Source organism: Catenovulum sp. SX2, from assembly GCF_052056295.1.
Lineage (GTDB): Bacteria > Pseudomonadota > Gammaproteobacteria > Enterobacterales > Alteromonadaceae > Catenovulum.
Genome location: NZ_CP182493.1, coordinates 1,427,999 through 1,451,453, shown reverse-complemented (window position 1 = coordinate 1,451,453; position 23,455 = coordinate 1,427,999). Strand labels below are relative to the sequence as shown.

Below are 23,455 nucleotides of genomic sequence, written 5' to 3'. Positions count from 1 at the left end.
CGCGGCCTCTAGAAATAGGGGCGCGGATTTTTCATTTTTAAACGCTTATTTATTGTTAGGAGCAGTTAATGGCAACTATTAACCAGCTCGTGCGTAAGCCTCGTGTAAAACAGATCGTTAAAAGTAACGTTCCTGCTTTAGAAGCTTGCCCACAGCGTCGTGGTGTATGTACTCGTGTTTACACGACTACACCTAAAAAACCAAACTCAGCATTACGTAAAGTATGTCGTGTTCGTTTAACCAACGGTTTTGAAGTAACTTCATACATCGGTGGTGAAGGCCATAACTTACAAGAGCATAGTGTTGTTCTTATTCGTGGTGGTCGTGTTAAAGATTTACCAGGTGTGCGTTATCACACTGTTCGCGGTTCTTTGGACTGTGCAGGTGTTACTAAACGTCGCCAAGGCCGTTCTAAGTACGGTGCTAAGAGACCTAAGGCTTAACGGTTCTCCGATAAGAGTAAGGCCAAGCAAGTAAATTAATTAGTTTTGGGTTATCCCTGAAAAATTGGAGCAATACAATGCCAAGAAGAAGAGTCGTAGGTCAACGTAAAATCCTACCAGATCCTAAGTTCCATAGTGAACTATTAGCAAAATTCGTTAATGTCGTTATGTTAGACGGCAAAAAATCAATCGCAGAAAAAATCGTATACGGTGCATTAGACATCGCTGCTGACAAATCAACTAAAGAGCATTTAGATGTATTTGAAGCTGCGTTAGATAACGTTCGTCCTTCTGTAGAGGTTAAATCTCGTCGTGTTGGTGGTTCAACCTACCAAGTTCCAGTAGAAGTACGTCCAGTTCGTCGTAATACATTAGGTATGCGTTGGTTAGTAGAAGCTGCTCGTAAGCGTGGTGAAAAATCTATGGCACAGCGTCTAGCCGCAGAAATTGTAGACGCAGCAGAAAACAAAGGTACTGCCGTTAAGAAGCGTGAAGACGTTCATCGCATGGCAGAAGCCAACAAAGCATTCGCTCATTATCGTTGGTAATCAGTCCAATCTAAGAGGATATATATTGTGGCTCGCAAAACTCCTATTGAGCGTTATCGTAATATCGGTATCTGTGCTCACGTAGATGCTGGTAAAACAACAACCACTGAACGTGTGTTATTTTATACTGGTTTATCTCACAAAATAGGTGAGGTGCACGATGGTGCCGCAACTATGGACTGGATGGAGCAAGAACAAGAGCGTGGTATTACTATCACCTCTGCAGCCACTACCACGTTTTGGCGTGGTATGGATGCACAGTTCGAAGAACACCGCGTAAACATTATTGATACCCCTGGACACGTTGACTTCACCATTGAAGTTGAACGTTCTTTACGTGTATTAGATGGTGCTGTGGTGGTATTTTGTGCTTCATCTGGTGTTCAACCTCAGTCGGAAACAGTATGGCGTCAAGCGAATAAATATCATGTTCCACGTATGGTCTTTGTTAATAAGATGGACCGTGCAGGTGCAGATTTCCTTGCCGTTGTAAATCAAATTGAAGATAGATTAAACGCAGTGCCAGTGCCTATTCAGTTACCTGTTGGTGCTGAAGATCACTTCACTGGGGTTATCGATCTAATCAAGATGAAATACATCAATTGGAATGAAGCTGACCAAGGTATGACTTTTGCCTATGAAGATATTCCTGCAGACATGTTAGATGAAGCAGAAGAATATCGCGAAAAAATGGTAGAAGCAGCCGCTGAAGCTTCGGAAGAGTTGATGGACAAATACCTTGAAGGTGAGCCGTTATCAGAAGGTGAAATTAAACAAGCGTTGCGTAAACGTACGTTAAACAATGAAATTGTTTTATGTACTTGTGGCTCTGCGTTTAAAAACAAAGGTGTTCAAGCTGTATTAGATGCAGTGATTGAATTTATGCCTTCACCAACTGATGTGCCTGCTATTAAAGGTATTAATGAAGACGAATCCGAGGGTGAACGACATTCTTGTGATGACGAGCCATTCGCTGCATTAGCATTTAAAATCGCAACCGACCCATTTGTTGGGACTTTAACTTTCTTCCGTGTTTATTCTGGTGTGGTTAACTCTGGCGATGCCGTGTATAACCCAGTTAAAGCGAAAAAAGAGCGTTTTGGACGTATAGTTCAAATGCACTCTAATAAGCGTGAAGAAATTAAAGAAGTTCGTGCTGGTGATATTGCAGCTGCGATTGGTCTGAAAGACGTGACAACGGGTGATACTTTGTGTGACTCAGATCACGTTATTACGTTAGAGCGTATGGAATTCCCAGAGCCGGTTATTGCTGTAGCAGTTGAGCCGAAAACAAAAGCTGACCAAGAAAAAATGGGCATAGCTTTAGGCAAACTTGCAGCAGAAGATCCTTCATTCCGTGTTGAAACAGACGAAGAATCTGGTCAAACTATCATCTCTGGTATGGGTGAACTTCACTTAGACATTATCGTTGATCGTATGAGACGCGAGTTCAAAGTTGAAGCAAACGTAGGTAAACCTCAGGTTGCTTATCGTGAAACTATCCGTTCCGCAGTTGAAGTTGAAGGTAAATTCGTTCGCCAATCAGGTGGTCGTGGTCAATATGGTCATGTTTGGTTGAAGATTGAACCGAATGAAGAAGGCGCTGGATACACATTCGAAAACGCTATCGTCGGTGGTGTTATTCCGAAAGAATATATACCTGCAGTTGGTAAAGGCATAGAAGAACAAATGAAATCTGGTGTATTAGCTGGTTATCCTGTTCTTGACGTTAAAGTTACATTATTCGATGGTTCGTATCATGATGTTGACTCTAACGAAATGGCGTTTAAAATTGCTGGGTCTATGGGCTTTAAAAAAGGTGCCGCAGAGGCAAACCCAGTGTTACTTGAACCGACTATGAAAGTTGAAGTAACCACTCCTGAAGATTTTATGGGAGATGTTGTGGGTGACCTTAATCGTCGTCGCGGTATGATTGACGGTATGGAAGACGGCCCTGGCGGTATTAAAATTGTTCGAGCTAAGGTTCCATTGGCTGAGATGTTTGGTTACGCGACTGATTTGCGTTCACAAACTCAAGGTCGAGCGTCTTACTCGATGGAGTTCCTGAATTACAGTGAAGCTCCGAAAAATGTAACTGATCAAATCATTGAATCACGTAATTTTTAATTGTTAGGAAGGACTTCTACAGAAGTCTCAAATAAAAAGGTAATTGAAAGTGGCTAAAGCAAAATTTGAACGTACTAAACCGCATGTTAACGTAGGTACAATCGGACACGTTGACCATGGTAAAACAACTCTAACTGCAGCTATTACAACAGTATTAGCTAAAGTACACGGTGGTGAAGCAAAAGACTTCGCGTCAATCGACAATGCACCAGAAGAGCGTGAGCGTGGTATTACAATCAATACTTCACACGTTGAATATGACACACCAACACGTCACTACGCGCACGTAGACTGTCCTGGACACGCGGATTATGTTAAAAACATGATCACTGGTGCTGCACAGATGGACGGCGCAATCTTAGTAGTAAGTGCTGCAGATGGCCCTATGCCACAAACACGTGAACACATCTTGTTATCACGTCAGGTAGGTGTACCTTACATCATCGTATTCATGAACAAATGTGACATGGTAGATGACGAAGAGTTATTAGAATTAGTAGAAATGGAAGTACGTGAATTACTTTCAGAATACGATTTCCCAGGTGACGACTTACCATTAATCCAAGGTTCTGCATTAAAAGCATTACAAGGTGAAGCTGATTGGGAAGCGAAAATTGTTGAATTAGGTGAAGCTTTAGATTCATACATCCCAGAGCCAGAGCGTGACATCGACAAGCCATTCTTGATGCCAGTAGAAGACGTATTCTCAATCTCAGGTCGTGGTACTGTAGTAACAGGCCGTGTTGAGTCAGGTATCATCAATGTTGGTGACGAGATTGAAATCGTAGGTATCCGTGATACACAAAAAACTACCTGTACTGGTGTAGAAATGTTCCGTAAATTGTTAGACGAAGGTCGTGCAGGTGAGAACATTGGTGCATTATTACGTGGTACTAAGCGTGATGACGTAGAGCGTGGCCAAGTATTATGTAAGCCAGGTTCAATCACTCCTCACACTAAGTTTGAGTCTGAAGTATACGTATTGTCAAAAGAAGAAGGTGGTCGTCATACTCCATTCTTCAAAGGTTACCGTCCACAGTTCTACTTCCGTACAACTGACGTAACTGGTGCAGTTGAGTTACCAGAAGGCGTAGAAATGGTAATGCCAGGCGACAACATCCAAATGGTAGTAGAATTGATTTCACCAATCGCGATGGACGAAGGTTTACGCTTCGCAATCCGTGAAGGTGGTCGTACCGTTGGTGCTGGCGTTGTAGCTAAAATCATCGCTTAATTAACAGTTGCTGTTAATTTAAAAGGCGCCTTTCGGCGCCTTTTTTGTATATCTAGCTGGCTTGTGATATACAGTTAGCTCTTTCTATTCTCGATTAAATATACTTCTATCCATGCTTAAAAAAACCACAAAATTATCTTGGCCTGAGCGGGTCGCAAAAGTTGTCAATCGATTCGGTACACTCAGAGTTAGCTTATTCTTTTTTATGTTGGCACTCGGTATTACTTTTGTTGAAGTTACTGTGCTCAATTATTTTTTATATGGCGAAGTTGAAGCTAAATCCTATCTAGATCCTGTATTGTTAACTTTGTTGACCATGCCTTGGGTTCTATATTTTATCTCAGAGTTGATTCGTCGTTTAGAGCGCTCACGCGAGCATCTAACCCAAGTTATCGAGCAGCTTGAAGCTTTACGTAAACAAGACAAAGCATCGGCGCTAAATTTACGCCACAATATCCAGCAGTTAAATTACGAGATAGAAGAAAGAAAACGTGCTGAGCTGCAAAGAGAAGAAGCCATTCGTTTGCTTAAACAACAGATAGAAGAAAGACAAAAAACCCAACAGAACTTAATTGAACAGTCTATTTTGTTGCGCTCTTGTTTTGATTGCTCCCCTGACATTATTTATTACCGCGACGAAAATGGTCGTTTTTCTGGCTGTAACCGTTCGTTTGAAGAGTTGACCGGCAAAACAGAAAAAGAAATGATAGGTCTGAGCCCATGGGATGTTTATTCAGAAGAAATAGCTGAAAAAGTAGTAGCGTCTGATAGGGAAGTACTCGCAACCAATGCGAGCTTGTCGTACGACATGTGGTTAACTTACCCTGATGGCAGTAAAAAACCTTTCCTAATTAAAAAAGTACCTTTCTTTAATAATGAAGGCAAACGCATCGGCTTATTGGGTTTTGGCCGCGACATTATGGAGAAACAAAAAGCGCAAGAAGCGTTAGAAAAAGCCAGTCGCGATAAAACCGCCTTTATTTCAACTATCAGCCATGAACTGAGGACGCCACTTAATGGTATTGTTGGCATTAGCCGTATCTTAAAAGATTCTAAATTGACTAAAGAACAGCACAACTATGTTAATACTATATTCGCCTGTGCTGTCACTCTAGGTAATATTTTCAACGATATTATAGATTTAGATAAAATTGAACGGAAAAAACTGGCGATTAACTACGAGCCGGTCGAATTATCGGGTTTTGTATTCGAATTGAATAGTGTTGCCAGCTTAATGGCGGAGCAAAAACACTTAGAGTTTAGTTTTAACTCTAATGTGCCTGAAGGTACTTGGGTGCAAGCCGATACTACTCGTTTACGCCAAGTTTTGTGGAACTTGCTGGCTAACGCGGTTAAATTCACCTTAAAAGGTGATGTGCAGTTTAATGTTGAATGTCATATTCGTAATACCTTCGCTTGGGTTGATTTTGAAATCATAGATAGTGGCATTGGCATACCCGAACAAGAACTTGAAAACATTTTTACTATGTACTATCAGGTTGATCGCAAAGAAGTTCGTGCAGGTACGGGTACTGGTATAGGTTTAGCTATTTCAAAAATTTTAGTCGATGAAATGGGTGGGCAAATTGAAGTTTATAGTGAAATGAATGAAGGTAGTACTTTCTCTGTTTCGCTTAAACTTGATTTGATTGAGGCGCCAGAATCGGCGACACCTGAGTCTTCAGTTAATGGTTTGTCTATTTTGTTAGTCGAAGACGTTGAGCTTAATATTGTAGTCGCTAACTCTATTTTGAAGAAACTCGGCCATAGTGTGGTTGTTGCCAGAACAGGACAGCAGGCAATTGATGCTTTTGGTGTGGGTAAGTTTGATGTTGTGTTATTGGATATCCAATTGCCAGATATGACAGGTTTTGATGTACTGCAGCATTGGCAGGATATAGGCGCTGATTTACCGCCTGTGGTGGCATTAACCGCCAACGTGATTAAAACCAAAGAAGAATACTTAGAAAAAGGTATGGCAGACGTTATTGCTAAACCAATTAAAATAGAAAATGTGCATAAAGTATTTAACCGTTTGTTTGCCGAGCAGCAAGGTCAGGTTATTGAAGCAACAGCAGTACGTACAGACAGCAATCAAGATTATGCGGTACTGGATGTCGACTTTTTAGAGCAAATGTTAGATACAATTGGTTATGACCAATTAGAGCAAAACCTTGAATTGTTTGAAAAGCTGATTGCAGAATATATGCAGATTTTAGATACAGTTCTGTGTGCGAAAGACCAAGATGAAATTGGCAAACAAGCACATAAAATTAAAGGTGCCGCTGCTTCTATGGGGTTAAATCATATTCAGAAAATAGCTAATTTAATTCAAATTACTGATTCACCAGCTTGGTGGGAAAATTTGGATGATAGAGTTGAACAGCTTAAACATGCCTGTGAGCACGATCTACAAGTGCTAAAACAGTGGATGGCGAGTTTATAAGGTTTGCAAAAGAAACTAGGAAATTATCCAGCAGCCAATAGGCTGCTGAGATAAAACCTAACAGAAATCGTCTATTACGCCTCTACTTCACCACAAAAGCGATAACCTTCGCCATGGATAGTTGAAATAATTTCAGGTGTATCAGGGATCTCTTCAAAGTGCTTACGTAAACGACGGATAGTAACGTCAACAGTACGGTCATTTGGCTTAAGTTCACGACCTGTCATTTCTTTGATTAATTGTTCACGTGTTAAAATTTTACCTGGGTTATCTAGCAATAATTTTAATGCACGGTATTCGCTTTTTGGTAAACGAATTGCTTCTTCAGAAGGTGATACCAAAGAGCGGCTATCACAATCTAAAACCCAACCGTTAAATCTGTATTCAGTAACACTTTCAGTTGATTCAACAGGTGCTGTTTTAGTTCTGTTCATCAAGTTACGTGCACGTATAGTCAATTCACGTGGATTAAATGGTTTAACTAAATAGTCGTCGGCACCAATTTCTAAACCTAAGATACGATCTACATCGTTATCACGACCAGTTAAGAAAATTAAACCCATATTTTTGTTTTCACGTAATTCACGTGCCAACATTAGGCCATTTTTACCTGGTAGGTTAATGTCCATGACAACTAAATTGATGTCAGTAGTTTTTAAAACCGTGTGCATCTCTTCGCCATTCTCCGCAGAGAATACGTTATACCCTTCAGCCTCAAAAAGGCTTGTAAGAGTATTACGAGTGACGGCTTCATCTTCAACGATTAATATATTATGTGTTTGCATTGGCGTTAGGATTCTTCTGTTAAGTAAAAAATGGTATTAATAAATTATTTTTTATCACTTACGATTATAGTTAACCGTTTGATAAGTCTCAATCTATAACTGTAGATTTAATATACTATTTTGGGCTTTTTTTAACATTTACCGGTATTTCTATTTTGAATAGTACGCCTTTGTCTTCTTCACTCTCAATATGGATGCTGCCATTAAGTGCTTGAGTCACTAAATTGTAGACTAAATGCATACCTAAACCACTGCCGCCTTCGCCGCGTTTGGTGGTGACAAATGGGTCAAATATGCGTTTTTTCATATTGTCATCTACACCTATGCCGTCATCTTTAAAGGTCAGTTTTAGATAACCTGAGCTAACCGCAACACTAATATCTATAGTACCAACTCGCCCTTGTGGAAAAGCATGAATAATTGAGTTCATGATCAAATTAATCAATATTTGATTAAGTGGACCAGGTTTGCTTTCAATCACTAGGTTCTCATCACAACTAAGGTTGATTGTGTGCGGCGTAGCTTTAATTTTTGGCCTGAGTGACAACAAAACGTCATTGAGAAAATCTAATACTTTGAATGAACGTGAATTTTCGTTGCTTTGGTCAACCGCAACTTGTTTAAAGCTGCTAATCAATTCCGCCGCTCTATTCAGGTTACGGTAGATGATATTGAGGTTCTCTTCGCCTTCAGTTAAAAATTTCTCTAGTTGTTTGGCGGTCAACTTTTTATTATCTAACGCGTGTTTTACTTCGTGTAATCTATCGTTCATTAAGGTTGATGCTGTTACTCCCAAGCCAATTGGTGTATTAACTTCATGGGCGATGCCGGCAACCATATCACCGAGTGATGCCATTTTTTCATTTTCAACTAATTGGTTCTGGTATTTATGCAGCGTTTCTAATGTGGTGAGCAACTCATTGTTGGCATCTTTTAACGCGTCGGTTCTTTGATTTACTTTGTCTTCTAGGTTTTGATTGAGTTTGCGAATTTCTAATTCAGATTGGGCTTGTTTATCCATATAGGACTGGAATCTATCTAACAAGGTATTAAATGATGAACTTAAGCCATTGAGTTCAATTAAACTTTGTTTTGGTGCACGCACCGAATAGTCTTTTTCTTTTGAAGCAAACTTAAACAGTTTGACCAGCTCACTAATGGGATCTGTAATACTTTTTTGTAAACGCAAAGCTAACACCCAAGCGGTTAATAATGACAACACCAGCACAGTAAATTTTAGGTACAAGCTATTCCACAATTGTTGATACTGCTTATCTAAGGTAAATCTGGCATAAATAAAACCAAGCTGTTGCTCTTCAAATTGTATATTTCTGACGATTTCTAAATGTTTGTCGGAAAACTCTGGTTCAAGTAATTCACCTAGTTGATTTATTTTTGTTGGGATCGGCGGGACATTTTTTTTATTGTAGCTGGCAAAAAATTCAATTTGTTCGCTGGTTTTGTCAAAACGATAGATATGGATATTGTCGATATTGTCGACCAAATTTAAATTCGATAAACGCGCATTCTCTGCACTTGGGTCATTAAAGATTAAATTCGAAGTTGCACTAAAACCAATAATATCGCTGTACGAAACAGCTTGGCTCGCAAGTGTGCTTTTTTGTTGTTTAAACTCAAAGTAGCCATTACTGACAAAAGCTAGCAGTAGTGCCACAACCGAAATAAACAGCACCATATTAATGATGTTGGATTTTATGGAGGAAATTGAGCTGGTTTTATTTAATGATTTTGACTCTGCCATGCCCGCATGTTTTTTAGCTGACTTGAATTTAGTGTATGAACAAAGTTGAAATTGCACAAGTTGAGTTGAGACATATCACTCATTATTTCACTTTAGATGTCAGCGAATCATAAACAGCAGCATGAATTTTTGATGAAATGATTGAAAATTGGCCAATTTAGATTAGAGTTAGTTGAAATAAATTGCACAAAAAACTATACCAGTATGCAAGCTATATGGCAGATATATAAAAATGTTGTTTTTGAGTTTGGTCAGCTGTTAAGTCCTAACTTAGATTTTGCAATTATTACCGCGCACAATCCGCTAGGTCAGGTCTGTAGTGCAGGGCAAAACGCTTTGTTAGATAGGGTACTACAACAAGATATTGCAGAGCTTGGCGTGCCTTATCGTAGTTTATTTGGTTGTGATGCTGCCAAAAGTCATATGGAAAAGAGCTGGGCTATTGCGACAGACAAAAATATGGCGATTAGATTAGCAAAGCATCACAAACAAAACGCTTTGTATTGGGTTGCTGATGATAAGTTATATTTAGTCCCTGCGTTAATGGTCGGCGTGCAAGAAGAATTTATAGGTCGTTTTAGTGATAAAGTGATACGTGCACAAAACCATAGAGCTTTAACGACCCAACAATAACTTAAGAAAAGTTTGCTCTGTCATTCCATAATTTTGTTTAACCTGGTTAAACAGCTGTTGTTGCTCTTCTTCACTAAGTTGTTGGTTGATTAGCTTTGTGAAATCGGCAACACAGACACATAGTGCTTTATTATTAAATTCTGCTTGGTTTGATTTGACGCTACGAATGATTTTGTGTGGACAAGTTTGTTGGCGGAGTTTTACACAAGGCTCGTGTGCAGATGCGTTTGTTGATAACAATAAAACAGTTGATGAAAACGCAATTAAGCATAGTTGTTTAACTACGTGTTTCATCTACTATTGTTCCAATTTAATTGACTAGACTCTGATACAGAGCTTCGTACTCCATTGCAGATTCGTGCCAGTTAAATCGAGTTTGCATAGCGCGTTTACGGATAAAATCAAAAGTTTGTTTGTACTCATGGTAAAACAATAAAGCTTTACGCACACAGTTTAACAGTTCTTCACTATCCGGACGGTTAAATACAAAACCATTGGCGTTTGCAGGATCTGCTTCTAAGTCGATAACAGTGTCTTTTAATCCACCAACAGCACGAACAATTGGCAATGTACCATAGGCTAGTGAGTACATTTGATTGAGCCCACAAGGTTCAAATAGTGAAGGCATCATAAAAAAGTCACTACCAGCAGTAATTAGGTGAGAAAAACTCAAACTAAAGTCATGCATAAAGTAGAATTTATTTCTATGTTTATCACTAATTGCCTGAATTTGGCTAACTAAATGCGGGTCACCTGTGCCTATCATGACAAACTGAACGTTATGATGCAGAATGTTTTCTAACACTGGGATTAAATAACCAAAGCCTTTTTGATCAGTAATACGGCAAACCATGCCTATTAATGGAATATCTCCATCAACGGGAAGGTGGCTCATTTGCTGTAAGCTTGCTTTACAGAAGGCCTTGCCACTCATGTTCTCCACTGTGTAGTTGGAAGGAATAAGTGGGTCTGTTGCAGGATCCCATTGGCTATAGTCGCAGCCATTGATGATACCTGCCATATCATGTGATCTAGCTCTGAAATAGTCACCCATATGATGGGAGCCTAAATCAGTTTGTAATTCTTGAGCATAACTCGGGCTAACGGCAACTATCTTGCTAGCGTAGCGCACACCCATTTTTAAGTAGTTAACATGGCCGTGATTTAGGTCTTCGTGATTGACACCACTTTTTGCTAAAACTGGCACGCTATCTATATGAAACTGACCTTGGAAAGCACCATTATGTACAGACAAAACGGTTTTAGCATTAGCCAAAAATGGATTGTTTGACCAGTGTTTATGTAAATAAAATGGAATTAATCCAGTGTGCCAGTCATTGCAATGGATCACATCTGTTTTAAATTCTAACAATTGTGCTAGGTGTAAAGCTGCCATGCTAAAAAAGGCATAACGCTCTCCATTGTCGTCGTAGGCTTCATAACCATCACTATAAATACCTTTACGGTCAAAGTAGGTTGGATAATCGACTAAATAGACAACAACACCATGTAATTCAATTTGCTTAACGCTGTAGGTGTAAGTTAAGTCGCCAGCATGCAGCTCCACATCTTGTAAAACGGTGCGAGCGTTTTCAACGTTCGCACTTATTTTATACAAGGGGGTGACAATTCGTACATCATGGCCGACTTTTTTAAAGGACACAGGTAGAGCTTTAGCAACATCTGCTAGCCCACCTGTTTTGGCAAGGTCTTCAACTTCCGATGATACAAATAATATATTCATAGGTTAGTCGTCGAACCCTACTTTTGTGCCTTTAGGGACGGTAACTATGCCGCCAGCTGAGATAGTAAATCCACGTTTTTCATCCAAATCGTGGTCTACGCCTATGCTGGTACCAGGTGCAACTTCAACGTTCTTATCTAAGATAGCTCGATGAATTGTACAACCTTCACCGATAACGTTGTTACCCATAATTACACTTTCAGTGATTGCTGAATTTGGATCAACAATAACTTCAAAACCTAATACTGACTTTTTAACTGTTGCACCTTGCACAATACAGCCTGATGCGATTGAACTGTCAGTAATCTGGTTAGCTTCACCATTTTTACAGCTATAAATTTGTGCAGCTGGGACTGTAGGGTGGTAGGTACGCATTGGCCATTTTGGATTATATAAATCTAGTGCACTATCAGCATCTAATAAATCCATTGATGCCTGCCAGTACGAATCAATTGTACCTACATCACGCCAATAGAAAGGGTCACCACGCTCACCTGGGATCTTATTGTTGGCGAAGTCGTATACATATACGTTTCCTTCGGTCATCAAATTAGGGATGATATTTTTACCAAAGTCATGCGAAGAATTTGGATCTTGCGCATCTTCTTTTAATTGTTTGTATAAAACGTCTGGGTCAAATACATAGTTACCCATAGAAATTAGTGCAACGTCAGGGTTACCTGGTAACGACTTAGGCTTAGCTGGCTTTTCTTCAAAACCAATTAAGCGACCTTCTTCGTCTATTTCCATTACACCAAATTGGTGTGCTTCTTCAATTGGTACTCGGATGGCTGCAACGGTTAAATCGGCTTGTTTGTTTTTATGAAAATCCGTCATCTGACGAACGTTCATTTTGTAGATGTGATCACTACCGAAAATAACAACTAAATCAGGATCGTGAATTTCGATTAATCTAAGGTTTTGATAAATCGCATCCGCAGTGCCTTCGTACCATCTTTTGCCCATACGCATTTGTGCAGGAATTGGATCGATAAAATGATCTGTAAGTCCTGAAAAATGCCAAGCTTGCCGAAGATGAATGTTGAGTGATTGAGATTTGAATTGAGTTAACACATAGATTTTTAATAAATCAGAATTAACAAAGTTGTTTAAAACGAAGTCAACTAAGCGATATTGACCCGCAAAAGGTACAGCCGGTTTTGTACGCGTTTCGGTTAATGGGAATAACCGTGTGCCCGCGCCACCAGCCAAAATCATCGATAAGATCCCTGCCATAGTCGTGCCTTGTAATGTTCTGTAGACTCAAATCCAATACTTGGATATTCCGCTGTCCACCACATGCTCCGGATACATGTAAAACCGCTAACCGAACACACGTCAGTGAACAAGTCACACCCAACTATGGGACATTAAGTCTCTATTGAGGTTAACGATTGAAAGCACAATAAACTTTAAATTTATTGTCCTCAGCTACCACATCAACATTGTTGAAGTGGTCTTGCAAAATCTGAGCATACTTTAAAAATCGATTAGCAACAATATATAAACGACCATTTGTGGTTAATACATTTTTGCAATCTTTTATAAAGCACTCAGTTATATGGTAGTCTATTTTTATTCCAGTGTGGAAGGGGGGATTGCTAAAAATCCACTGATAGTTTGATGAAATTTTAGTTAAACCGTCCGAAATGACCACAGATCCAACCAGTTGATTGATAGATAAAGTTTGTTTTGAACTTTCAATTGCTAATGAGTCAATGTCACACATGTCAATTTGGCTGTCAGGATAGTACTTTTTAATATAACTGCCAATCACACCACAGCCACATGCAAAATCGAGTACTTTCCCTGAAATGTTAACCGGTAAATTTTCTAACAAGAGTTTGGTCCCATGATCTAACTCTTTGAAACTAAAGACACCTGGTAAACTTGCTACGGCGATGTTGTTGTCATTTATTTGATAATCTGACTGTTGGAAGTTAATTGTCGAAGCTTGGTTGTGATTTAAAACACCACGCATCAATACACAATGCTTGCCAGAGGCTATTTTAACTATGTTGTCGAGCTGACCTGCCAACAGTTTTGCACTGCTTTTTATTCCTCCCTTATTCTCACCGACAAAATAGATAGTTGTTTTTGGTGGTAAAATTGATTTTAATAGGTCAATTAGCCAAATTGCTTTTTCTTTTGACTTAGGGAAAAACAGCACTACATTTTTATAAGGTTTGTTTGGTTGTTGTGGCCACAAAAATGAGGTTAGATTGGGAATTTGCATATCTCGGAAAACCCAAACGTCAGAGTTAGCAAAACAAGGGTCAGATAAATCAGTGTTATCTATCGGATCAACAAATAAAAATGAATGATCAATCTCATCGGATAATATTTTTTTTAACAATTGGCTAGCGAGGGAAGGTGTTTGCATGTTAAATAAGCAGTTTGTACAAATCAATTATTTGGTTAGATTAACATAATCATGAATAAATCGGGACGCTGGTTTTTCATTAGTTTTGTAATTGGGGCGACCGGTTTGTTGGTTTTGGCCTTTATTATTCAATCCCATCTAGTTAAATATTTTCAGGCTGAAAAACAACAGAATTTGACCGCGCAGGTTGAGCTAGCATATTCACAAGTGCAAGAGTTAATCAACTTGGAACTAGCAGAGCTGGCAGTTTGGACTGAACACCCTTTAGTTGTGGAGTTTGCCAAACAACAGCTGGCTATTAATAATCAGCAAGCTACTTTACCTAGCTTACGGGAAATGGATTATTTGGCCTTGCTGATTGAAAACGGCGTATTGTCAGATGTTAATTACCACAATACTTATATTTTTACCCCGGATGGTGAACAAGTTTGGCAAGCGGAAACTAGCATAGCCCCATTATCAATCCCTCTTAGTCATAGACATTATTGGCTGCAACAACTTAATTTAGGCCGCCCTGCAGCGTTATTTTTGACGGATAAATCAGTCGCTAACTTATTTTTTCCAATTTTATTTGCTGTCCCTGTGGTTGAAGAAAGTAAAGTGATCGCCATTTTAGCGCTCGAACTCAACCATGCGCATCGAATGTCAACTATTTTAAGTGCCGCGCGAATGTCAGGCCAAGGTCGCGTTTACCTGTATGCTAACTCAGGTGAGGTATTGTTAAGTGATAAGCAGGGCAGTAGCAAACTAGAAGACAACTATGTTATTGACAAAGTTGAAGCTAGGGCTGAGATTGCTGACTTTTCGTCGGTAAAAACCCGTTCTGAACAAACTAAAGACTTTTTGTATGCCCATGGTTGGATGGAAGCTAGAAACTTTGGCATTTTACTCAGCTTACCGCGGGAAATTGTCGACCAAGCCTTGAAGAAAATACAGGTTGGCATTTTAATCTTAGTGTTTTTTGCCTTTATCGTGATGCTTGTACTTATATTTGTGGTCAACGTCAGCCGTGAAAAACTGAGAGCAAAACAAGATTCGATATTACGTCACCAGCAGCGCTTGTTACATGTGCAAGACTTAGCTCATGTCGCCTGTATTGAGCTTGATAGTAAAACTAACGAAATAGATTGGTACAGTGGTTTTGAATTTATCAATGATTTATTGTCGATTGATAGCACAGATCCCAAGGTTCTTTACAAGCAACTTCATCCGAGTCAGCGTGGTTTAATCGCTGGGCAAATTGACAAAGTTCAACGCGAGCAACAAACCACTGAATGTGAAATTCATTTTAAAGATAAACAAGGTGAGACCACATTTTTCTTAGCCAAATTTTATCTTAAAGGCAACCCGAACCAGCATGCGAGTATTTTAATTCTGATCACGGATATTACCGAACAGAAGCTCAAACAAAAAGAAGCCTTGCAAGCCGAAATTGAATACCGAGACTTAATCTTACAAAGTGCGCATGATGGCATCGTCAGTGTTGATATTACCGGACAAATATCGCTATCAAATTCAGCCAGTGAAACTATGCTGGGTTATAGTAAACGAGAATTACAGTTAAAACGTTTATATCAATTTATAGATAAACCATCGGGTTTATCTATGTCAGGCAGTGCGCCTTGCACCATGGCGTGCGAACAGCAGCAACCGATAATGGGGACTTATTGGTTTAGGCGCAAAGACGGCTCGACCTTTCCTGCTGATTGTCGAGTTAATCCAATTATCCGCAATGATGAAGCGGTTGGATCTGTTTATTTATTCCGTGATATTTCTGAGCAACTCAAATTTGAAAGTGAATTAAAAGAAAGAGAACAAAGGTTCCGACGGGTCATTGAAGGCACATCAGATGCAACCTTTGATTGGAATATGCTGGATAATAAATTGCATTGGAATGCAAGATACTGGGAAATTCTAGATTACCCTTATGCAGAAGCCTTACGCTTAGCCGATTCCGCACATTTTTGGCATGAAACTGTCTACCACCAAGATTTAGATAATCTAATTACCCAGATTCAAGCACATTTAGTTCATAACCAAAACTTTGATTGTGAATTTAGAGCCTGTAAGCGTCAAGGTGATACAATTTGGTTGCGGGCGCGTGGCCAAGCTATTAGAGAGCAGGGCAAGTTTATTTATATGTCGGGAACTATTTCTGACATTTCTAAAATCAAATCTGCTGAACAAGAAAAACTGGTTTTAGAAGAACAATTACGTCATTCGCAAAAAATGGAGGCTATCGGTCAATTAACCGGTGGCATAGCGCATGACTTCAACAATATTCTCGCTTCAGTCTTAGGTTATGCAGAGTTGATTCAAGATTGTATCGAGCTTGAGCAAACAGCCAAACTGCCTGACTATGTAGAACAAATAGTAACCTCTGGTGAGCGTGCTCGCGATTTAATTCGGCAAATGATGGTATTTAGCCGTAATGACACTCAGTCAACTGAAGCCATTAGTTTAAATAAAGTATTAAAAGATACATTGGCTATGGTGAGACCTCTATTGCCTAGCTCTATTGAAACCCAAGTAAACATAGATGCCGACTGTAGAGTATTAGCTAACCCAATACAGCTACAACAAATTATTATGAATTTGGCAATTAATGCGCGAGATGCCATGTCGGCGCGAGGCTTTATTATCGTTGAAACCGAATTCGTCACCGCCGGTGTGCGTGTTTGTTCTTCCTGCCACAATCCATTTGAGGGATTAATGGTATGCATTCGTGTCAAAGACAATGGTAAGGGGATTGACGAAGAAACTTTGAAAAGAATATTTGACCCGTATTTTACCACTAAAGGACTTGGTGAGGGCTCGGGCATGGGCTTGTCAATTGTGCATGGTATTATTCACCAGCTCGGTGGGCATATTCGTGTTGATAGTCAGCTCGGCAAAGGCACACAATTCGAAATCTATTTGCCTGTGGTTTACCACGCAGAAGAAGAGAAAGAACAACCAGCCGCGCAAATGATTACACCACATCAGGGCAAATCTAAAATTTGTATTGTTGACGATGAAGCAGCCATTGCGAGTTATTTAGCTGAAAAATTAACTATGCATGGCTTTGATTGTTGTACATTTACTGATAGTGTAAAAGCGCTAAACAGCTTGTCTGAAAATATTGATGTGTGTGACTTATTGATTACCGACCAAACCATGCCTGAAGTAAACGGGATAGAGCTGGCAAGTCGACTTAAGCAGCATTGGCCTGAACTGCCGGTAATATTAATGACAGGATATAGTGATTTAGTTAATGATAAAAACATTGAGCAATTTGATGTTGAAGGATTTATTGCTAAACCTATTGATTCCAATCAGTTACTCAAATTAGTGACAGATACACTAGAATTGAGCAGCAATCTGCAAAATGAACATATCAAATAACAAATTTGATTATTAATTCTGCTTAGAATCCATTATTCTAAGCATATAATTTTATGAACCCTTTATGACAGAAGAAGCGCATACCATGTCTGAACATAGATTGACTCATTTGAAACAGCTAGAAGCTGAATCTATACATATTATTCGTGAAGTTGTCGCTGAGTTTGAAAATCCGGTTATGTTGTATTCAATCGGTAAAGACTCATCCGTGTTATTGCATTTAGCACGTAAGGCATTTTTCCCTGCAAAAATTCCATTTCCTTTATTGCACGTTGATACAACGTGGAAATTCCGCGAAATGGTTGAGTTCCGTGATCGCATTGCCAAAGAGTACGGCTTTGACTTGTTAGTTCATATCAACCAAGAAGGTGTGGATATGAATGTTGGGCCATTTACTCACGGTAGTGCAAAACACACTGACATCATGAAAACGCAAAGCTTAAAACAAGCTTTAAATAAATATGGTTTTGATGCTGCATTTGGTGGCGCACGTCGTGATGAAGAAAAGTCTCGTGCAAAAGAGCGTGTATATTCATTCCGTGATAAAAATCATAGATGGGATCCGAAAAATCAACGTCCAGAGTTGTGGAACATTTACAACAGTAAAATTGATAAAGGTGAAAGCATTCGTGTATTCCCATTATCTAACTGGACTGAATTAGATATTTGGCAATATATTTTCCTAGAAAATATTGATATCCCATCTTTATATTTTGCTAAAGAGCGTCCTGTTGTAGAGCGTGATGGCGTGAAAATTATGGTTGATGATGACCGTATGCCATTAGAACCAGGTGAAACACCTAAAATGGAAATGGTTCGTTTCCGTACTTTAGGTTGTTACCCATTAACAGGTGCAGTGAATTCAACAGCAGCTACTTTGCCTGAAATCATTCAAGAAATGTTGTTAACCTCAACTTCAGAGCGCCAAGGTCGTGTGATAGATAGCGATTCTTCTGGTTCTATGGAGAAGAAGAAAATTGAAGGTTACTTCTAAAACGGAATGACAATGCAAAACTACATTGATGTTTTTAATGGTGATGCCGACGGTATTTGTGCCTTGTTGCAATTGCGTTTAGCAGAGCCGCAAGACAGCACGCTTGTTACTGGCGTTAAACGTGATATTAAATTACTTGAAAAAGTACAAGCGCAGGCAGGCGACAAAGTCACTGTACTTGATATTTCAATGGACAAAAATAAAACACCACTTTTGGCTCTATTAGAGCAAAAAGTTGAGGTGTTTTATTGTGACCATCATTTTGCTGGAGATATTCCACAGAATGAGCGACTTAAAAGTTTAATTGATACCGCAGCTGATACTTGTACTAGCTTGTTGATTAACCAATACCTCAATGGTCAATTTGTTAATTGGGCAATTGCCGCCGCATATGGTGACAACATGCTGGTTGCTGCAGAACAACTTGCTGATGAGCAAGGTCTAAGCTCTGAGCAAAAAGCGCAATTAAAAGCTTTAGGTATCGCGATTAATTACAATGGTTATGGTGCGACAGTGGCAGATTTACACTACGCACCAGATGAGTTGTTTCGTTTATTGTTAGCTTATGCTGATCCGCTTGAGATGATTAGTGAACAAGCGGACATTTATACCAAGCTGATAGCTAACTACGAAGCGGATATGCAACAAGCTGAACAAGCAAAATTGTTGCATCAAAGTGCAGTAGGCAAAATATTTGTATTGCCTAATCAAGCATGGGCTCGCCGAGTATCTGGTGTATGGGGCAATGATTTAGCCAACCGCACACCAGCAGATGCACACGCAGTATTAACTGAATTACCACAAGGTGGGTATTTAGTGTCAGTACGTGCGCCGAAAGAAAACGCCTTTGGTGCCGACGAATTATGCATGAAGTTTGCAACCGGCGGTGGCCGCAAAGCAGCGGCAGGCATCAATGAGTTACCCGAATCAGAATTATCCAGATTTATCGCTGAATTTGATCAGCAATACACAGTTTAAGAGGAATGCTTTATGTCGCATCAATCTGACTTGATCGAAAAAGATATATTGGCTTATCTAAAAGAGCATGAAAATAAAGAATTATTGCGCTTTTTAACATGCGGAAGCGTAGACGATGGTAAAAGTACTTTAATCGGTCGTTTGCTTCATGACTCAAAAATGATTTATGAAGACCAATTAGCTGCAATCACCAAAGATAGTAAAAAGTCAGGTACCACAGGTGAAGAAGTTGATTTGGCTTTATTGGTTGATGGTTTGCAATCAGAGCGTGAGCAAGGTATTACAATTGATGTTGCTTACCGTTATTTTTCAACTTCAAAGCGTAAATTCATTATTGCTGATACCCCAGGGCATGAGCAATACACGCGTAACATGGCAACAGGTGCATCAACCTGTGATTTAGCCATCATCTTAATTGATGCGCGTGCTGGTGTTAAAACCCAAACTAAACGTCATAGCTTTATTGTTGATTTGTTAGGTATCAAACACGTTGTTGTTGCTGTAAACAAGATGGACTTAGTTGATTACAGTGAAGAAACCTACAACAAAATTAAAGAAGATTATTTAGATTTCGCTCAAGAGCTTAATATCACAGATATTCGTTTTGCACCTATGTCGGCGCTTAAAGGCGACAATGTTGTAAACAAGAGCGAAACTATGCCTTGGTACGAAGGCGAAACCTTGATGCAAATGTTGGAAAGTGTACAAATTGCTGCAGATCGCAATTTGGCTGAATTCCGCATGCCAGTACAGTATGTAAATCGTCCACATCTAAACTACCGTGGTTTTGCTGGTACCATAGCATCAGGTATTGTGCGTGTTGGTGACGAAATTACCGCTATGCCTTCTGGTAAAACTTCAAAAGTTAAAACCATTGATACTTTTGACGGTGAAATTGCAGAAGCATTTGCACCTATGTCAGTGACCTTAACTTTAGAAGATGAAATTGATATTAGCCGTGGTGATGTAATTTCCGCATCGGCGTCATTGCCAGAAGTTTCACAAGCTGTATCTGCACATATCGTGTGGATGGCTGAAGACGCAATGCAACCAGGCAAAATGTACGATTTCAAACTAGGTTCAAAAACCACAAGTGGTCAAGTAAACCAAGTTGATTACCGTATTAATGTAAACACATTAGCACATGAAGATACTCAAGCACTTGCTTTGAATGAAATTGGTGTGTGTGAAGTGCAATTAAATGCGCCTGTTGTTATTGAACGATACGAAAACAACCGTGCTTTAGGTAGCTTTATTGTGATTGACCGTTTAACTAACGTAACTGTTGGTGCGGGCATGATTATTCAAGCAGCGGAAGGTAAACAAACTAAACAACAATTCTCTGAGTTTGAATTAGAGTTAAATCAATTAGTTCGTAAACACTTCCCACATTGGCAAGCAGTTGATCTGCGTGATTTACTTAAATAATCAAATAGATTTATATGCTAATGGAACAGGCTGCAACTGCAGCCATCTTTGTTGGAACCATAGCCGCGCTGGTTTTCTCACACTGGCGCGCGTCTAATATATTTAGCGCTGCGGTATTGGCGCTATTTGCCTGTCAACTTGTTACCATAGAAACAACACTCGAAAAGGCAGTCAATCCTGGCGTAGTCACTTTACTAGCTTTGATGTTGGCATCGCGAGCATTAGAACGGACAAGTTTACTCAAATTATTTGCCCGTAATGCGCTTGAACAAAATGAAAATAAAACACTGATTAAGTTAACCACTTTATCTGCATTTGCCTCTTCATTTTTAAACAACACGGCCGTGGTTGCGGCGTTATTACGACCGATTAAAAATCAAAATAAGATAGCTGCATCTAAATTACTGATACCTCTGAGTTATGCGGCCATTTTAGGTGGTACAACTACTTTAGTTGGCACTTCTACTAATATGGTGGTGAATAGTTTTTGGATGGATGCAGGGCACCCAAGTTTAGGCTTTTTTGAATTTTTCCCCGTAGGCATAGCACTGGTTGGTGCCGGTTTGCTGGTTATGCTATTGCGCAAAAAAGTGCTACCGAACAATCATGTAAAAGAAGAACAAAAACAATACTTTGTTGATATTAAAGTAAAAGCAGATTCCCCACTGGTTGGTCATACTATTCATGACAACCATTTACGTAACTTAAACAGCTTCTTTTTGGTCGAAATTATTCGCCGTGGTCAATCAATTGCACCTGTTCGCCCAAGCCATATGATAGAGGCTGAAGATAGGTTAGTTTTTTCTGGCGAAATTAGCCATATAGAAGAATTACAAACCTTGCCTGGGGTTAAGTTTTTTGCCGAGCACACTGGGTTAATGAGTGATAACCTAGTTGAAGTCGTGCTGACCAGTGGCTCAAATATAGTCGGTAAAACGCTTAAATCGGTTGGCTTTAGAGCTATGTTTGATGCGGCTGTTGTTGGCCTAAAACGTAACGGTTTAAGTGTACCGGGTAAACTCGGTGAAGTGACTCTGCAAGAAGGTGATAATTTGCTTTTGGCGGCAGGGCGCGACTTTAAAAGCAGAAAAAATATCGATAAACATTTCATTTTGGTATCAGATGTAAATGTTGAGCAGCCATTATCAATTAAAACCAATAACATGGTGATCTTTGGTTTTATGGCTGTGATGGCATTAGCTGTGTTTGAAATAGTCCCATTACTGCAAGGTTTGGTGTTTTTTATAGCCGCCACTTTGGCTGGCAAGGTTGTGAAAGCAGCAGAATTAAAAAGGCTATTCCCGTTCGATTTATGGTTGATTATCACAGCGGCATTAACCTTGGCTGAAGCCATGCAGCAAACCGGTTTAAGTCAGACTTTAGCGGATGGCATACATACTGTGTTTAGCCAATATTCAGTGTGGGTTGCGTTTATCGGTATCTTGGTGGCAACAGTGGTATTAACTGAGTTAATTACTAATAACGCAGCTGCGGCTCTAATGTTTCCGATTGCCATTGGTTTAGCTGAAAGTTTTTCTGCGAGTCCACTCACTTTTGTGATGGCAATTGCCTTTGGTGCCAGTGCGAGCTTTTTAAGCCCTTATGGTTATCAAACTAACTTGCTTGTATTTAATACAGGTGGGTATAAATTTACAGATTTTGTACGTTATGGTTTTCCGGTTACGCTTGTTTATGTCACACTGACCGCCATACTCGTACCTTACTTTTTTCCGTTTTAAGGTCTAATCATGAATGAAAATATTGTTTGGCACCCAACACAAGTAGAAAAAGCACAGCGTGCTCAACAGAAAAATCAAAAGCCGTGTATTTTGTGGTTCACTGGTTTAAGTGGCTCGGGTAAATCAACTGTTGCAAATGCTGTTGAAAGCAAGTTATTTGAAGCGAATGTGCATTCGTATTTGTTGGATGGTGACAATGTGCGCCACGGTATCAATAAAGATTTAACTTTTAGTGATGATGATCGCATTGAGAACATTCGTCGCATTGGTGAAATCAGTAAGTTGTTTGTTGATTCTGGTTTAATTGTATTAACGGCATTTATTTCTCCTTTCAGAGCTGATCGCCAAATGGTGCGTGATTTGGTTGGTGACGGTGAGTTTATCGAAGTGTTTATTGATACGCCGATTGAGGTGTGTGAGCAGCGCGATCCTAAAGGTTTATATAAAAAAGCTCGTAGCGGTGAAATTAAACAATTTACTGGTATTGATTCGCCATATGAAGCACCGGAAAGCCCTGAGATTGTTGTTAAAACGGCTGAGTTAACTATTGAAGGCTGTGCTGATTTAGTTTTGGAGCATTTGCGTGCTAAGGGCTATTTAGCTTAGTTTTTGTTTCGCTTTTTAGTTGCTGCGGAATAGTGCAACTAAATTCAAGGTCAATGGGGTCTTGCTCACAAAACCGCTTCAAGCACATCCATGTGCCGCTCCCACAAGATATCCTTATCTTGTGAAGTTTTGTTCGCAACACGCCCACTTACCTTTTGGAAACTGGAGATGCTGCAGATTGGAAGTTTTGCAAAAAAACATCCCAACCATCTATCGCAACA

At 39.6% G+C, this 23,455-nt stretch carries 18 protein-coding genes; 12 read left to right on the top strand and 6 right to left on the bottom strand.

Translation table 11 applies throughout. From position 1 onward, the window contains the following. Positions 1-68: 68 nt before the first annotated feature. The 5 genes from rpsL to arcB all read left to right on the top strand — a co-directional run bounded on the left by rpsL (position 69) and on the right by arcB (position 6,798). Positions 69-443 (top strand): 30S ribosomal protein S12, encoded by a 375-nt coding sequence (gene rpsL, locus ACMZOO_RS06155; RefSeq protein WP_048695925.1) that lies wholly within the window; start codon positions 69-71, stop codon positions 441-443. A 77-nt stretch (positions 444-520) separates the two neighbouring features. Next, a complete protein-coding gene (rpsG, locus tag ACMZOO_RS06150; protein ID WP_026016621.1) occupies positions 521-991 on the top strand; it encodes a 30S ribosomal protein S7 in 471 nt (156 codons plus the stop codon). Positions 992-1,018: 27 nt separating this feature from the next. After that, positions 1,019-3,118: an elongation factor G gene (gene fusA / locus ACMZOO_RS06145; protein ID WP_440905841.1), complete on the top strand. Its 2,100-nt coding sequence runs from the start codon at positions 1,019-1,021 to the stop codon at positions 3,116-3,118. Positions 3,119-3,167: 49 nt separating this feature from the next. After that, the gene (gene tuf / locus ACMZOO_RS06140; RefSeq protein WP_440905840.1) at positions 3,168-4,352 is read left to right on the top strand and encodes an elongation factor Tu; all 1,185 of its coding nucleotides are present in this window, start codon (positions 3,168-3,170) and stop codon (positions 4,350-4,352) included. A gap of 112 nt (positions 4,353-4,464) precedes the next feature. Beyond that, on the top strand, positions 4,465-6,798 hold the full coding sequence (arcB, locus tag ACMZOO_RS06135; protein WP_440905839.1) for an aerobic respiration two-component sensor histidine kinase ArcB: 2,334 nt from the start codon (positions 4,465-4,467) through the stop codon (positions 6,796-6,798). Between the two features lie 74 nt (positions 6,799-6,872). Here arcB and arcA read toward each other — a convergent pair whose 3' ends face one another. Continuing rightward, complete coding sequence (arcA, locus tag ACMZOO_RS06130; protein ID WP_016954285.1) at positions 6,873-7,583, bottom strand: two-component system response regulator ArcA; 711 nt, start codon at positions 7,581-7,583, stop codon at positions 6,873-6,875. Positions 7,584-7,698: 115 nt separating this feature from the next. Beyond that, complete coding sequence (locus tag ACMZOO_RS06125; protein ID WP_440905838.1) at positions 7,699-9,345, bottom strand: HAMP domain-containing sensor histidine kinase; 1,647 nt, start codon at positions 9,343-9,345, stop codon at positions 7,699-7,701. A 141-nt stretch (positions 9,346-9,486) separates the two neighbouring features. On the opposite strand from ACMZOO_RS06125, the gene ACMZOO_RS06120 reads away from it, so the two are divergent. After that, the gene (locus ACMZOO_RS06120) at positions 9,487-9,978 is read left to right on the top strand and encodes a DUF3293 domain-containing protein (RefSeq protein WP_440905837.1); all 492 of its coding nucleotides are present in this window, start codon (positions 9,487-9,489) and stop codon (positions 9,976-9,978) included. Here the strand turns inward: ACMZOO_RS06120 and ACMZOO_RS06115 are convergent. The 4 genes from ACMZOO_RS06115 to ACMZOO_RS06100 all read right to left on the bottom strand — a co-directional run bounded on the left by ACMZOO_RS06115 (position 9,961) and on the right by ACMZOO_RS06100 (position 14,105). Next, positions 9,961-10,272 carry a hypothetical protein gene (locus ACMZOO_RS06115; RefSeq protein ID WP_440905836.1) on the bottom strand — a complete coding sequence of 104 codons (312 nt, stop codon included), beginning with the start codon at positions 10,270-10,272 and terminating at the stop codon, positions 9,961-9,963. The two genes, ACMZOO_RS06120 and ACMZOO_RS06115, sit on opposite strands and share 18 nt — an antisense overlap. Before the next feature lie 16 nt (positions 10,273-10,288). Next, on the bottom strand, positions 10,289-11,722 hold the full coding sequence (gene glgA / locus ACMZOO_RS06110) for a glycogen synthase GlgA (RefSeq protein WP_440905835.1): 1,434 nt from the start codon (positions 11,720-11,722) through the stop codon (positions 10,289-10,291). Positions 11,723-11,725: 3 nt separating this feature from the next. Beyond that, positions 11,726-12,958 carry a glucose-1-phosphate adenylyltransferase gene (glgC, locus tag ACMZOO_RS06105; protein ID WP_440905834.1) on the bottom strand — a complete coding sequence of 411 codons (1,233 nt, stop codon included), beginning with the start codon at positions 12,956-12,958 and terminating at the stop codon, positions 11,726-11,728. Positions 12,959-13,109: 151 nt separating this feature from the next. Then, positions 13,110-14,105 carry a methyltransferase gene (locus ACMZOO_RS06100; protein WP_440905833.1) on the bottom strand — a complete coding sequence of 332 codons (996 nt, stop codon included), beginning with the start codon at positions 14,103-14,105 and terminating at the stop codon, positions 13,110-13,112. A gap of 51 nt (positions 14,106-14,156) precedes the next feature. Between ACMZOO_RS06100 and ACMZOO_RS06095 the strand changes: the two genes are divergently transcribed. The 6 genes from ACMZOO_RS06095 (at position 14,157) to cysC (ending at position 23,234) form a co-directional block, all read left to right on the top strand. Beyond that, complete coding sequence (locus tag ACMZOO_RS06095) at positions 14,157-17,489, top strand: PAS domain S-box protein (protein ID WP_440905832.1); 3,333 nt, start codon at positions 14,157-14,159, stop codon at positions 17,487-17,489. 64 nt (positions 17,490-17,553) lie between these two features. Continuing rightward, on the top strand, positions 17,554-18,483 hold the full coding sequence (cysD, locus tag ACMZOO_RS06090; protein WP_016954276.1) for a sulfate adenylyltransferase subunit CysD: 930 nt from the start codon (positions 17,554-17,556) through the stop codon (positions 18,481-18,483). Positions 18,484-18,495: 12 nt separating this feature from the next. After that, a complete protein-coding gene (locus ACMZOO_RS06085) occupies positions 18,496-19,461 on the top strand; it encodes a DHH family phosphoesterase (RefSeq protein WP_440905831.1) in 966 nt (321 codons plus the stop codon). 12 nt (positions 19,462-19,473) lie between these two features. After that, entirely contained in the window at positions 19,474-20,889 is a 1,416-nt protein-coding gene (gene cysN, locus ACMZOO_RS06080) for a sulfate adenylyltransferase subunit CysN (RefSeq protein ID WP_016954274.1), read from the top strand. A gap of 20 nt (positions 20,890-20,909) precedes the next feature. Then, positions 20,910-22,628: an SLC13 family permease gene (locus ACMZOO_RS06075; RefSeq protein ID WP_440905830.1), complete on the top strand. Its 1,719-nt coding sequence runs from the start codon at positions 20,910-20,912 to the stop codon at positions 22,626-22,628. A gap of 9 nt (positions 22,629-22,637) precedes the next feature. Beyond that, positions 22,638-23,234 carry an adenylyl-sulfate kinase gene (gene cysC, locus ACMZOO_RS06070; protein WP_440905829.1) on the top strand — a complete coding sequence of 199 codons (597 nt, stop codon included), beginning with the start codon at positions 22,638-22,640 and terminating at the stop codon, positions 23,232-23,234. Positions 23,235-23,455 lie beyond the last annotated feature (221 nt).

Coding starts and splice junctions, on each gene's coding strand:
- glgA (WP_440905835.1), bottom strand. CDS start 11,722: ATGAATATATTATTTGTATCATCGGAAGTTGAAGACCTTGCCAAAACA.
- ACMZOO_RS06075 (WP_440905830.1), top strand. CDS start 20,910: ATGGAACAGGCTGCAACTGCAGCCATCTTTGTTGGAACCATAGCCGCG.
- ACMZOO_RS06100 (WP_440905833.1), bottom strand. CDS start 14,105: ATGCAAACACCTTCCCTCGCTAGCCAATTGTTAAAAAAAATATTATCC.
- ACMZOO_RS06115 (WP_440905836.1), bottom strand. CDS start 10,272: ATGAAACACGTAGTTAAACAACTATGCTTAATTGCGTTTTCATCAACT.
- arcB (WP_440905839.1), top strand. CDS start 4,465: ATGCTTAAAAAAACCACAAAATTATCTTGGCCTGAGCGGGTCGCAAAA.
- rpsG (WP_026016621.1), top strand. CDS start 521: ATGCCAAGAAGAAGAGTCGTAGGTCAACGTAAAATCCTACCAGATCCT.
- rpsL (WP_048695925.1), top strand. CDS start 69: ATGGCAACTATTAACCAGCTCGTGCGTAAGCCTCGTGTAAAACAGATC.
- cysC (WP_440905829.1), top strand. CDS start 22,638: ATGAATGAAAATATTGTTTGGCACCCAACACAAGTAGAAAAAGCACAG.
- glgC (WP_440905834.1), bottom strand. CDS start 12,958: ATGGCAGGGATCTTATCGATGATTTTGGCTGGTGGCGCGGGCACACGG.
- cysN (WP_016954274.1), top strand. CDS start 19,474: ATGTCGCATCAATCTGACTTGATCGAAAAAGATATATTGGCTTATCTA.
- arcA (WP_016954285.1), bottom strand. CDS start 7,583: ATGCAAACACATAATATATTAATCGTTGAAGATGAAGCCGTCACTCGT.
- ACMZOO_RS06085 (WP_440905831.1), top strand. CDS start 18,496: ATGCAAAACTACATTGATGTTTTTAATGGTGATGCCGACGGTATTTGT.
- ACMZOO_RS06095 (WP_440905832.1), top strand. CDS start 14,157: ATGAATAAATCGGGACGCTGGTTTTTCATTAGTTTTGTAATTGGGGCG.
- cysD (WP_016954276.1), top strand. CDS start 17,554: ATGACAGAAGAAGCGCATACCATGTCTGAACATAGATTGACTCATTTG.
- ACMZOO_RS06125 (WP_440905838.1), bottom strand. CDS start 9,345: ATGGCAGAGTCAAAATCATTAAATAAAACCAGCTCAATTTCCTCCATA.